Origin of the sequence: Microcoleus sp. M2_D5 (assembly GCF_036701935.1) — a bacterium.
Lineage (GTDB): Bacteria > Cyanobacteriota > Cyanobacteriia > Cyanobacteriales > Microcoleaceae > Microcoleus.
Map to the genome: position 1 here is coordinate 18,233 of NZ_JAUBRP010000057.1, position 13,309 is coordinate 31,541.

Annotated in this window: 9 protein-coding genes; 2 read left to right on the forward strand and 7 right to left on the reverse strand. The window is 47.0% G+C overall.

All coding sequences use genetic code 11. The features are described 5' to 3' along the window. Positions 1-59 precede the first annotated feature (59 nt). The 6 genes from QUA50_RS21250 to QUA50_RS21275 form a co-directional block, all read right to left on the reverse strand. Positions 60-1,409: an LCP family protein gene (locus tag QUA50_RS21250; RefSeq protein ID WP_333266544.1), complete on the reverse strand. Its 1,350-nt coding sequence runs from the start codon at positions 1,407-1,409 to the stop codon at positions 60-62. A 14-nt stretch (positions 1,410-1,423) separates the two neighbouring features. After that, positions 1,424-1,771: a DUF6717 family protein gene (locus QUA50_RS21255; RefSeq protein ID WP_333266546.1), complete on the reverse strand. Its 348-nt coding sequence runs from the start codon at positions 1,769-1,771 to the stop codon at positions 1,424-1,426. 426 nt (positions 1,772-2,197) lie between these two features. Next, a complete protein-coding gene (locus tag QUA50_RS21260) occupies positions 2,198-3,373 on the reverse strand; it encodes an aminotransferase class V-fold PLP-dependent enzyme (protein WP_333266548.1) in 1,176 nt (391 codons plus the stop codon). Positions 3,374-3,443: 70 nt separating this feature from the next. Next, positions 3,444-4,049 (reverse strand): molybdenum cofactor guanylyltransferase, encoded by a 606-nt coding sequence (locus QUA50_RS21265; protein WP_333266550.1) that lies wholly within the window; start codon positions 4,047-4,049, stop codon positions 3,444-3,446. Between the two features lie 166 nt (positions 4,050-4,215). Next, on the reverse strand, positions 4,216-5,280 hold the full coding sequence (locus QUA50_RS21270; protein ID WP_333266552.1) for an anthranilate phosphoribosyltransferase family protein: 1,065 nt from the start codon (positions 5,278-5,280) through the stop codon (positions 4,216-4,218). A gap of 189 nt (positions 5,281-5,469) precedes the next feature. After that, on the reverse strand, positions 5,470-6,573 hold the full coding sequence (locus tag QUA50_RS21275; RefSeq protein ID WP_333266553.1) for a LysR family transcriptional regulator: 1,104 nt from the start codon (positions 6,571-6,573) through the stop codon (positions 5,470-5,472). 591 nt (positions 6,574-7,164) lie between these two features. Between QUA50_RS21275 and QUA50_RS21280 the strand changes: the two genes are divergently transcribed. Further along, on the forward strand, positions 7,165-10,593 hold the full coding sequence (locus tag QUA50_RS21280; protein ID WP_333299392.1) for a PAS domain S-box protein: 3,429 nt from the start codon (positions 7,165-7,167) through the stop codon (positions 10,591-10,593). A gap of 106 nt (positions 10,594-10,699) precedes the next feature. Here the strand turns inward: QUA50_RS21280 and QUA50_RS21285 are convergent, their stop codons facing one another. Then, on the reverse strand, positions 10,700-12,022 hold the full coding sequence (locus tag QUA50_RS21285; RefSeq protein ID WP_333266557.1) for a HEAT repeat domain-containing protein: 1,323 nt from the start codon (positions 12,020-12,022) through the stop codon (positions 10,700-10,702). 229 nt (positions 12,023-12,251) lie between these two features. Here QUA50_RS21285 and QUA50_RS21290 point away from each other — a divergent pair, with 229 nt between their 5' ends. Further along, the gene (locus tag QUA50_RS21290; RefSeq protein WP_333266559.1) at positions 12,252-13,121 is read left to right on the forward strand and encodes a lipid kinase; all 870 of its coding nucleotides are present in this window, start codon (positions 12,252-12,254) and stop codon (positions 13,119-13,121) included. Positions 13,122-13,309: the final 188 nt, after the last annotated feature.

Sequence of the window (13,309 nt, forward strand, 5' to 3'; positions counted from 1 at the left end):
TGGGCATATTAGACTGTTAACTGTTGACTAATGACAACTGACTAATGACTGATGACTCATTAAAATCGCTTTACCCAATCTTCGCCAACGCGAAGCGTCAAATCAGAATTAATTTCACCAGTAGAAGATGCTTCAAGTTTACCGCCGCCTAACTCTTTTTGCAGTAGATTCGCTGCCTCTAAATCGCCTTGCTGAACAATAATTTGACTTTGACGCTGCTTCTGGGGCGCATCCTGCACTACAGATACATTAAAAAAGCCCTTTTTTGTGAGAAATTCAGCAACGTTTTTTGCGGTTGTCGGTTTGCTAGAAGCGTTTTGGACAGATATTTTGAGGTTTTTGGGCAACAGGGAATCGCTGGGATTGCGAATTCGTCCTTGTTCAAAATCCGGCACGCTCTGGTTCAAGTATTGTGTCATAATGCGATCGCGCCCCAGCCCATCTACAATCCAATAACTTCTCAAATCCCCTGTTTCAGAACTAGAACGTCCCGGCAACATGACCATTTTAAAATTATCTCGCTCCAATTGCAAACCGAAATTGGCCAACGTCAATATTTCCTCATAATTTAGGTTTGTATCCACATATTTTTGCATCAATCGAACAATTTGTGGCAAGCGCACCAATGCTGATGGACTTGCGAGGCGGTCCCGAATAGCTTGAATTAAAGATTGCTGCCGCTGAATGCGGCCAATATCTCCTAAACCGTCGTTGCGAAATCGAGCAAATTGTTCTGCTTGTTCTCCGTTGAGAGTTTGCCATCCCTGGGCTAAGTTTATTTTTAACTTTTGAGCGGTATCTGTATAGGACATCGCGCGAGGTACAAATACCTCAACTCCGCCCAACAAATCGACTAATTCCCGAAACGCATTGCTGCTGACTCGCACGTATCGTTCAATTTTCGTATTGTTCAGCATACTGCTAACTAATTGCGTCGCCAAAGCTGCTCCTCCTCTAGCATTAGCTTCGCTAATTTTGCTAAAGGCAATTCCGGGAACTTCGACTTTAGTATCTCGTGGAACTGAAAGTAAACTAATAGATTTATCTCTAGGTTCGAGGTGAAATAAGAGTATGGTATCGCTGCGACCCTCAAAAATTTTAGGGGAATTGGTGGCAGCTTCCGGCACACCGTCAATTCCCAATATCAAGATATTAACTGACCGAGACAGGCGGTATCCAGAGCGGTTGGAGGATAGATAGTCAAATCCCGTCGCCTCTAATACTCTATTGATAATTGGCGGTTCCACGGGAGCTAAAAGGGCGGTAATTGCACCCAATGTAGCCGAGATAGCGGCTGTGAAAACTAGGAAAAATAGCCCCACTATATACAGGAAAAATTTAGGCTTTTTTCGAGAAATTTGATCGACTGGTGTAACAAAGTCTCTTTTAAAAATTGACAAGTTTTTCATAGACTTGCTGTTGGTTATTGCAGTTTTTCAGCTTGGCAGTAAAACTTGGGCGGTGCTTCTGGAAAGTATTTGAACATAGCCGGACACAGCCAGCCTTCGAGATTTTTCGATTCCCACCGATACCAGTTACCGCCGTATTCTGCTTTCAACCACAGCATTTCTGCTTGATATCCGGGAAATGGATTGGCTGAAAATAAAAGTCGGAAACCTTGGGTGGCATTGGGAATGTCTGCGACAAGCGCGTTAATCTTTTCGGGGACGCCCTGAACAAATGGTTCTCGGACAAGTCCGACTCGCTCGTCGTCAAAAACCCAGGTGTACTGTTCGCGATAGGGGTAAATTACCATCATGGCATTGGACATGGTATTCGCCTCTTTTGATTTCCTTTTTTTTGCCTGCAAAAATGCAAGTGTGGATACATTATATTCTGTTGCGCGGAAGTTGTGCGCTATCCCATTTGACAACCCTGTTTGAACTTAGGAATTTTCGAGGGTTCTTGACAAATTTTATTCGGCTTGGGCGGATTGGCGAAGTTTAGGGCTGTGGGGTTTTAGAGCTATTTTTATGGTAGTTTTTTATTTGAGGTAAATAATAGCAATATTCAAAAGGGATAAAGGTAATTCCTGGCAAAAATTTTACTCTTATTGTGCCTATTTGTCTAACCTTTACTACGTTTATAGTAAGGACAAATAATCTGTATTCATCCCAACTATAAGAAGCGACACCCTAACTACAAACCTATAACTGTTTGTAGCTGGGTATGATGTTTCTTTTCGGGAAACTGCAGCTCAAATTCTCGTCAGCTCAACCAGAGCCTTAGCTAAATACTGATACTGCGGCAAAGTATTGTATAACTGAGCCGAAACCCTCACCAACTGCTTACTAGCATCCGGCCAAGGAATCACCGGAACTTCAATTTTAAAAATCTCCCATAGCGCCTCTTGCAAAGGTGGAATTCCTCCCTTTGCAACCACATCAGACTGGGAGTCTGGCAGTGGCACAACTGCCATCGAACCCACCATTTCATCAGGACAAGGTAGTGGCAAATCTAATTTGTCCGCCAATATTTTTCTGCCCGCCAATGCTAAAGCATGATTTTTAGCCATCAATTCCGGCCATCCGCCGCTCAACAAAGAACTCATAAAATCTATAGCTACAGGCACGCATAAATAGGGGCTAGGATCGACTGTTCCCATCCAGTCAAATTCTAGTTGAAAGCGCGATTTATCACCGCGCGGCGAATTAGCACCGTGACTGATTGTAGTTGGCCGAATGGCATCTTGCTTGTCGCGCCGCACGTATAAAAAGCCCGCACCTTTCGGCGCGCACAGCCACTTGTGGCAATTTCCGGTATAATAAGCTGCGCCAATTTCCTCTAAGTTCAGTGCTACCATTCCCGGCGCGTGAGCTCCGTCTACCAATACATCCACGCCACGGTTAGCTAACTCGCCAACTAACTGTTTGATGGGAAAGATTAAACCTGTTTGGCTCACAACGTGGTCTAATAAAGCTAACTTTGTTTGGGGTGAAACGCACTTAATTATTGCTTCAATAATTTGGTCTGGTGATTCAATGGGAAAAGGGACTTCTGCTACTATTACTTTAGCGCCTGTACGCTCGGCTACAAAATTAAGTGTGTTGCGGCAAGCGTTGTATTCCTGATTTGTGGTTAGCAATTCGTCGCCCGGAGAAAAACAGAGCGATCGCAAAACTGCATTTACTCCCGTCGTGGCATTCGGCACAAAAGCCAAGTCATCCTCAGCCGCACCGAGAAATGCTGCTAACTGATTTCTCGCATTATCCAACAAGGGTTCAAATTCCCGCAGTAAAAAGCGCAATGGTTCTCTTTCCAGTTGTTCCCGAAAAATGGTTTGCGCTTCGAGTACGGGAATCGGACAGGCCCCAAAAGAGCCGTGATTGAGGAAAGTTATATCGCGTTCGAGCAACCAATATTGGTTAATCATTAGTAATTAGTAATGAGTCAGTAGTCATTAGTCATTAGTCATTAGTCAGTTAACTGTCAACTGTCAACTGTCAACCGTTAACCATTTTACCTTTTAATTGCTCAAACTCTTCTAATGTATTGCAATTCGATAACATTAGTGCTTCTCGTTCCCCTACAGGTAGAGGGATTGCGGAGATTTGATTTAACCACACTTGAAAGGAACGTCCCCCTTTTTCAATAAAACTTTGCAAACTGGGCAAAGATTGTTGGCGGTAGAAGCCGCACAAAGGCTCCCAGCGCGAATTTTGATAAGGCACAACTGCTAAAGTTGATGGGGGAAACTCGGTTAACTGACTTGCCCAATTCTGAATAATCTGGGCATCCAACAAGGGCAAATCGCAAGCTAACAGTAAAATCCACTCGGCGGCTATTTCTTTCAATCCCTGAGTCAATGCAACCAAGGGCCCGGAGCCCGGATTGTACTCTACCAGAAATGGGGATGTTTCGGTTAAGGTCGATCGATAGCGATCGGGCCAAGCAGTCAGAACATAAACTTCTGGGGTTACAACTGCGGCAACTTCCAACGCCCGCTGCAATAGGGATTTGCCCTCTATTTCCAGTAGAGCTTTATCCCTACCCATCCGCGAACTTTGACCGCCTGCAAGCACAATTACAGCAATTTTATGATTAGTCATTAGTTATTAGTCATTAGTCATTAGTCAGTAGTTATTAGTCATTAGTCATTTGTCAGTAGTTATCGCAAGAATTGCCTATTTTGAACAGGCAAGATGCCTGTTCCACAATAATTGTTGGAGATGTCTAGTAGTCAGTAGTTAACTGTCAACTGTCAACTGTCAACTGTCAACTCAAAACACTAACTCCTTGGCTAACTTCCTCAAGTTTTTGCACGACTTGACCGCTGCTGAGTAAAGTTTCTGCTTCAATTAAACCAGAGTTTATATCCAAACAAACCCCGCTGCGCCACAGATAAAAGCCGGCGTTCCAGATAGCGGACTGCATCAATTCCGAGGGTTTTCCCAGCAACACTTCCTGCATTTGTTTGAATAACTCTGGGGCTGATTCAAAGGCAGGATTTGTGCTGCTAAAACCGTAATCTCCGTGGGCTAAAAGGAGTCGATCGAACTCCGCATCCGGCTTAGCAATGCCGATAATCGCAGTACGATCGCGCGGCAAATCGCAGCTTCCCTCCAATCCTTTGACTGTGGTATAATTTTTGATTCCGCGCAGCTCAAAGGCTTTTTGAAACATACCTTCTGTCGGCGGGTGGACGTAGCCCGATATGACGTTAACGTCACCGGCACAGGGACACCACATCAACTCCATTGTCGAAAAAGGTGGGCGTTTACCAATTTCGCGGCGGTAGGGAACTAAAGCAGCGGCTTGAGGAAAATGCTTGGGAAGGTACACAAAACCCAAACCCGTACTGTCAAAAACTTGCTGGACTTTTTCTAAACTCAGTTTTCTCCAGTCAACTCCCAAACCGCGCCAAATTTCAATCAAGGGAATGCCTTCCTTCGTCGGCATGGTATCCCCCCCGTGCATGAGGGTTGGGACGCCCCTAGCAGCTAAAATCAGGGCGGTTATTGGGCTAATTGGAGCTGTGCGCGATCGCCCGTCGTAAGCAACGCCAAACACGGCGACGGTAGAGACGGAAAACCCTTTTTCTCGGTTTGGGGGGGCAAGAAGGGGCCCCAATTCTTCATAAGCATCTAGCATTCCTGCTAATTCTTCGCCAGTGGGCCGTTTAATGCGGTGGGAAATCATAAAAGCTCCGATTTGAGCCGGTGTTGCTTCCCCCAGCAGCATCATCCGCGTGGCTGCTGCTGCTTCGGATCGAGTTAAGTTTTCTCCTGTGTGTATTCCGCTGCCAATTTTTCGCAGCAATTCTCTAAATGCGTCACTCATAACTTTTGAAGTTGGTAATTGGTAAGGGATAATTGGTAGTATTTGAACCGTTTTAAATTTAAATTTAAGAACTATCTATTCAAAGTTATCGAATTATACCAGTTCCCAAAAAGAAGGCAATTGTTGGAAATATCCAAACCCTTATTTCATCAGTCATTCCCAATCTAAAATCTAAAATCTAAAATGGTATTAACTGCCTGATTTTTCTAGCTTGATTACATCAAATGGCGGCACAAATTCGCGTACCAAATTCCAGAAATGGGCGATGGGCGGAATTTGCATTCGATCGTGAGTTGTCACCAATACCACTTCGCGAGTCCAAGTGGGATCGGTCTGAGATGTTGTACCATTCTCAATAAGCCTTTTAGGAACAGGCAAGATGCCTGTTCCACAAGAAAATTCATCTTTTGTGGAATGGGCATCTTGCCCGTTCTTGAGAATGGTGCAAGATGTTAGATCGACCGCCGATTGACCGATCGCCGAAACCTTGGAATTTGAAGGCTCTTGGGCGATCGACCGAATTGCTAAAGTGCGATCGCCCTTCGCCTCCACCAAAGCTGAATGCGGCAGCAAAGCAATCAATTCTCCCTGGCGCACCACACCCCGAAAAGCATCAAGAGTGTTGAGTTCCAAAACAGCATGAAGTTTAGCACCGATGCGTCCAAATTGTTCTTGCACCATCCGCTGCATTCCGTACCCATCCTTAAACACCACTTGCGGGTAACAAATCAATTCCGGCCAAGGTACTCGATCGTACTGGGCGAGGGGATGACCCGCCGCCATCAACACCTCGATCGGCTCATTGTAGAGCACCTCAACCAACATTTCCGGGGCTTGAGTAAAATAGCGGTTGTTCATCACCACCGCTATGTCCACCAAACCGTCTTTGAGGACTTTTAGGGCTCTATCGCTGCCGAGGGCAGTCACCCGCAACTGCACGTCTGGATAGTCGCGGCAAAACTTTTGCAGCACAGGCGGCAAATAAGCAGCGCAAACCGAATGAATCGCCGCCACGCAGAGTTCCGGCTGCTTCCCCGCCAGTAAGTCTCCCAATTCTTCTGCAGCATTGCGCCAAGTCTGACAGATTTTGCGAGCGTGAGGTAGCAGGCATTCCCCTCCCACAGTCAGCTTCGCGTGGGCAGTGCGGTGAAACAGCGACAAACCTACTTCCGCTTCTAATCCCTGCACTTGGCGGCTAATAGTCGATTGGGTAACGCCACACTTCCGGGCCGCTTGCTGAAAGCTACCAGTTTCAGCAACTGAAAGAAATGCTTGAAGCTGCTCTAAGCGCATGGATGTTTAATTCGAGATGGTTTCAGAAATTTTACTGGAAGATAATCTGTGACATTAACCGATTTAGTAGCAGAATTTAGTAGACTTTGATACAGGTACAGATTAGTTTTGATTCCGAGGCAAGAGGCGGGGATGCTTCGCTCCAAGCATCAATCTGCTCTGGCAGGATTTCTGAGCCTCCAAGTAGAGGTCGATTCTCCTATGTTGAAGGGATTTCTGAATCTGCAAAATTATCAAAAAATAGATTCCATAAAGATGAATTTATCGAATATTGCCAGTTTCTAGCTAAACCGTTTCAATGAACGGCACTCTAGTAATCTCTTCATCAACTGAGTTTAATTGTTATGTTTTTCCGTAAGTTGTGAATTCAAAAGATAGCATTGAATTTCGTACCTCCTTGGGAATTATAGTATCTCACTCTCCCTAAACCTCTCAATAAATGGACAAATATTTCAGGCAGGTTAAAGCCTGCTGTGAACTTTCCTCCCCGGACTAAAGTCACTTTTGTTTTATGTTTTTTTGTGTATAAACTAGAAATTAGCGGGTCAGCAACACAAGTGCAACTAAGATCGATCGCACAGGAAAGCCGAAATGCTGCCATTTATTAAGATTATGTCATTTAACCACAATTTTATTCCGCCAGATGGCTGTTGCCAGTGGCAACCCCAGTTGATGGGACTGCACGCGCTCAGCGATGTGTTAATTGCCTTGGCTTATTATTCAATTCCAGCACTTCTGACATACTATGCCCGGAAGCAGCGAGACGTGCCTTTGAGCAAGGGGTTTCTCCTATTGGGAGCCTGGTTTTTCTGCGGCGGGACAACTCACTTGATGCAAGTTTGGATGCTGGTGCATCCCAGCTACTGGCTGTCAAGTTTGATCGCCGCCGTTACCGCTATCATCTCTTTGTGGGCTGTAGCGTCCCTGATACCCTCGCTTTCTCAAGTGTTGGCTTTGGCTGGGGCGGCCTCTTTTCCAGGAAATACGGCGCTGGGAACCCAAAAGGTCGATAGACCACAAGCAGACTCTGCTATTGCAAATTCTGTCCCCTCCCTCACAACCGAACTTCAGCAAATTAACCAGCAATTGCTTGCAGAAATAACACAGCGCGAGCGAGTCGAGGATCTCCTGCTTGACACCGTAGGCAAGCTGCAAGAAAGCGAAGAACGCTTCCGCGTTTTTCAGGAATTATCTCTAGACGGATTTAACGTGTTTCGCAGCATTCGTGACGAATCCACAATTGTGGATTTTGAATGGGAATACGTCAATCCCGCAGCGGCAAAAATTCAGCAGAGTACCCCGGGCGAATTAATCGGCAAGCGATTGCTGCAAGTTTTGCCAGGCCATAAAGATAGCGGTTTGTTCGACCGTTACGTCCAAGTTTTAGAAACAGGAATTCCCCTCGATACCGAGATTTATTACAACAGCGAAAGCGAAGGCATTGTCGGCTGGTTTCGGATTATGACCGTTAAATTGGGCGACGGCATTGCTATTTCTTTTGGCGATATTACTGAGCGTAAGCAAGTAGAAGCATCCCTGCGCGAGGCGCTGCAAAAACTAACTTCTCATTTTGAAAATACGCCCTTAGCGGTGATTGAGTGGGATGAAAATTTTCGTCTCAGCGGGTGGTCACCGGCGGCACAGAAGATTTTTGGGTGGGAAAAAATAGAAGTGTTAGGCAAGCATTTTAGCGAATGGAACTTTATTTGTAAGGGCGATTTTGAAGAGGTAAAGTCTGTAATTTATAGTTTAAAAAAACCAGAAAATCGGTGCAATGTAGTTCGCAACAGCAATTATAATAAGTCGGGTTCGTTGGTACACTGCGAGTGGTACAATTCGGCTTTTTACAGCGATTCGGGACAGTTGGTATCGGTGCTGTCTCTGGTTTTGGACGTGACGGAACGCTTTAAATTTCTGGAAGTGCTGCGACAGTCTGAAGAGCGGTTTCGGATTGCGGCAGAAAGTGCCAGCGATTTAATTTACGAATGGGATATCGAAACCGGGATCGTGCTGTGGTTCGGTCACGTAGACGAACATTTGGAGTACGCAAAAGGCGGATTTCCCAGGACAAGAGCAGCTTGGAACAGTATCTTGCACCCGATCGACCGCGATCGGGTTTTGGCCGCAGTCGATCGGTATTTGACTGCGCCAGACAGTTCTGCCGCCCCATTTTTTCAGGAATACCGCGTTCAGTGCCAAGGGGGCGGCTTACTCCACTGGATCGATCGGGGCAAAGCAGTGCTTGACAAACAAGGCAATCCCTGCAAATGGATCGGCGTGATTAGCGACATCACCGCTCGCAAAGAGGCCGAACAACAGCGGAATTGGGCATTGGCGCGGGAACAGGCCGCCCGTCGCGAAGCCGAAGCCAGCGAACAGTTGTACCGCGTCCTAGCTGAAGCCATCCCGCAAATAGTTTGGACTGCCACAGCCGACGGCTGGTTCGACTACTACAACCAGCGCTGGTTTGAATATACTGGCTTGACACTGGAGGAAACTCAAGGCTGGGGGTGGCAGCTAGCCCTGCATCCAGATGACGTGGAAGATTCCGTAGAAAGCTGGAAGACCTCGGTGCAGACGGGGAGGACTTACGAGGTGGAATACCGCTTTAAACGGGCATCTGACGGAGCTTACCGCTGGCATCTGGGTAGGGCATTGCCCGTGCTGGACGCTGAAGGGAAAATTCTCAAATGGTTCGGGACTTGTACCGATATTGACGATCGCCAGCGATCGGTCCAAACAGCCTATTTTAACGCTCAAGCTTTGGCTTTGCTGTCGTCGGCTTCCCTGGATTACGAGAAGGCGCTGCAAGGTTTGGCAGATTTAACAGTACCGGGGTTGGGGGATTGGTGCTGTGTGCATTTGCTTGATGCCGACGGCTCGATCCGCTTGCAAGCAGTTGCTCACTCAGATCCGAGCAAAGTCGCTCTGCTGTGGCAAATCGATCGGCGTATGCCACTAGACCCCCAGGGACGGCACGGAGTAGCAAAGGTGCTACGGACTGGTGAGTCGAAGCTCTACCCAGAAATACCGGAATGGGTGATCGAGGCGGTTGTGCCGGACAGGGAACTGCAGTTGGTGCTGCGAGCCCAATCCCAGGTGCTGTCGGCAATCTGCGTGCCACTGATCGCTCGTGGGCGGACGCTGGGAGTGATTTCGTTGCTGTGCGGGGAGTCTGGCCGCCGCTGCGGGGAGAGCGATTTAATTTTGCTGGAAGATTTGGCGCGGGATGCGGCGGTGGCGATCGACAATGCGCGGCTTTACCGGGAAGCAGCGGAGGCCAACCGGATTAAAGACGAGTTTTTGGGAACGCTTTCTCACGAGTTGCGGACGCCTCTGAACGCCATTTTGGGCTGGGCCCAGATGCTGCGGCAGCGCCAGTTGAGTGCCGAAAAAACGGCTGTGGGTTTGGAGACGATTGAGCGAAACGCGCGGTTGCAAACTCAGATGATTGAGGATTTGCTGGATGTTTCCCGGATTGTGAGCAACAAAGTGTGTTTGAAGCTGTTCCCAGTGGATTTGGTGCCGATTGTAGAAACGGCGGTGAAGGCGCTGATGCCTGATGCTGAAGCTAGGGGAATTGAATTGGTGAGTTTTTGTGACGAAGGGGTGAGCGTGGTGAAGGGGGATGCTACTCGTTTGCAGCAGGTGGTGTGGAATTTGCTCTCGAATGCTATTAAGTTTACGCCGCCGTCGGGTCGCGTGGAAATCACGCTCTCGGAGGATGGGGAACCGGGAGCAGCAGGTGGTGCCATCTTGTCTGGGCCGTCTCCGGTTCACTCTGTGAAGATCGTTGTCAGCGATACGGGAATTGGCATCAGCAAGGAGTTTTTGCCCTTTGTGTTCGATCGCTTCCGCCAAGCTGACAGCACTTCTACGCGCAATTACGGCGGGCTGGGACTGGGATTGGCGATCGTCCGCCATCTCGTGGAACTCCACGGTGGCAGTGTCTGGGCCGAAAGTCCTGGGGAAGGACTCGGTTCGACTTTCGGAGTGCGGCTGCTAATTGAGCAGAGCTAAAGTTGTGATTTTTCAGTTATAGAGTTCAAAATTCAATATTTAATTTCTACGTAAGGTGCTTATGGCGCACCCTAAATTTAAATGTTCTCCGCAAATCCGCCCGCTCTTAATTCTCCTGCCATTCTTGCAGGGCGATCGCAATTCCTTGTTTCAATTTTGGTTCGATACTCTCTTGTTTCACTAAGCTTTCTAATTTCTGCCTGGCCTCGGCAGCACCTAGCTGTTTGAGCGCTGCCATGCAGTGTAGCCTGACGCTGCTGTCTGCGTCGCCCAACATAGAAATTAGAGCATCTAGCCCTCTCATATCTCCTAATTTTCCTAAACCTAAAGCTAAAAATTTTTTGCTAACTGCCTCCTGCACGGCCGGATGATCGGTTTTTAACAAATCCATCAGAATTTCAGCAGCAACAGCTTTTAATTCCGGCTTTTCTACTCGCCCTAAAACAGTGACAATCTCTTGACAAACAGTAGAATTTATGTTATTAAATAGTGCCCTTAATGTCTGATGCAAATATGCTAAAGCGGTTGCAGTTTCCATCCAGCTTAGGGCGCGCACAGTTTCGATTTGCAATTCAACCGGAGTTATTGGCGATCGCAGCAATTCAAATAAAGCAGCAGCAGCAGCATCGGTTTTCACTCGCCCGATCGCGATCGCCGCTTGCTGACAAACTTCTAATCGGATGTCGGAAAGCAAAGGTTTGAGCAAGTTAACTAAATCGAATTCTGCATCTAAATAGGCGCGCACACCGAGAGCTCGCACGGCTTCTTTTCTGACTGCTGTCGCCGGATCTTTGAGTGCTGCTATCAGTACCGGCGGGATGCGGGAATCGTGAAAGCTACTCAGGGCCTCGATTGCGGCTGCCCGCACCGCAACTTGAGAGTCTCCGACTACGCTCAACAGCGGTGGGATGGTTTCGGTGCGCCGAATTTGGGCGAGTGCTGCTGTGGCAAACTGTCGCGAGTCTTTTTGCTGCAAGAGAGTTGCTAGGGATTCTATGGCTGTCGGGCCCAAATTCCCTAGGGTTTCGGCGGCGATTTGGCTCAATTCTTCGTCGGAATTTTTGACTAATTCTACTAAAGCTTGAATCACTTCGGGGCTATTCCCTACGGGATAGCTTGGTTTCACGAACTTTCCGAGAATGCGGGCGGCAAACCACCGGGGTTCGGTGTCTGCGTCTTCGTCTTCGAGCACGGCAATTAAAGGTGCGATCGCGCCATTTCCCAGATTTGGCAATACTTTAGCAATTTCCCAGCGGTCTTGAAAATCGCCCGATTTTAAGGCTTCTATTGCTAAACTGACAGCTTGCTCTAAAATGTGTTCTTCCTGCGGCTTGCTACCGTCTGCTGTCACTTGCTGCAAGCATTCAACTAACAAGGGCCAGTTTTGGCGATCGGCAGCGACTTGCGCTTTTTGTAAAATATTATACATAATTTTAAATTAAGTTCGATCCACAAGCGAGGTTTTTTGCTGCTAAGTCAGAGCCGGAGGGAGCTATTTTTTACGAATCTTTTGCTACAATTATCCATTTTTTAACATTTTTGTCAATCCATCATAACTGGTAAAATGGAAGTAAAGCATTAATTTCATGAAGTTAAGGCATCAAGCTATACTTTTTGTAATTTATAAAGACCCAATCTTCCTAATTAAAAATTAACAAATGAATAAAGCTCTACTTTTAGTAAACCAGCACTCCCGAAAAGGGCAAAAGCTATTATCTCAAGCCACTGTAAAATTACAAGCACTGGGTTTTGAGTTAATTATAGAGTCTACCGACCACGCCCGCGAACTTTCCGACACAATTCGCCGCTACCAAAATCGAGTCGAATTAGTAATAATTGGCGGTGGCGACGGCACTCTCAACGCCGCCATAGAAGGTTTGATAGACACCAAGTTACCCTTGGGTATTTTGCCGATGGGAACAGCTAACGACCTAGCCAGAACTCTGAGAATTCCTACAGATTTATCAGCAGCTTGTCAAGTAATTGCCAGCGGTAAAGTTCGGCTAATAGACTTAGGTTGGGTGAACGGTCAGCATTTTTTTAATGTGGCGAGTTTGGGATTGAGCGTGCAAATTACCCAGCGACTTACTAAAAACGTCAAGCAGCGCTGGGGAGTTTTAGCTTATGCTTTTACTGCTGTGCAGACAATTTTGTCAGCCCGACCATTCCGAGCAGAAATCAAGGTAAAAAACCAATCTTTTAAGGTTAAAACTATTCAAATTGCCATTGGCAACGGTCGCTATTACGGCGGCGGGATGACAGTTGCCGAGGATGCCACAATCGACGACAAGCGACTGGATTTGTACAGTTTGGAAACAAAAAACTGGTGGGAAATCATTGGTTTACTGCCCGCTATGAAGCAAGGCAATCATACCAATCGGCCTAACGTTCGCACATTGCAAGCTCAAGAATTTGAGGTTAATACTAGCAAACGCCGTCCGATTAATACTGACGGTGAAATCACAACTTACACGCCTGCAAAATTTCGAGTCATTCCCCAAGCTTTAGCAGTTATAGTTCCTTCATAACTCACAACTAATATAATTATGTTGTGGAACAGGCCGGAAAGCCTGTTCATATATTAGCCACGGGCCAGATGCCCGTGCCACAATTAATTAATGAATCAATAAATTATATTGTGTTGTGGAACAGGCCGGAAAGCCTGTTCATATATTAGCCACGGGCCAGATGCCCGTGCCACAATTAATTAATGAAT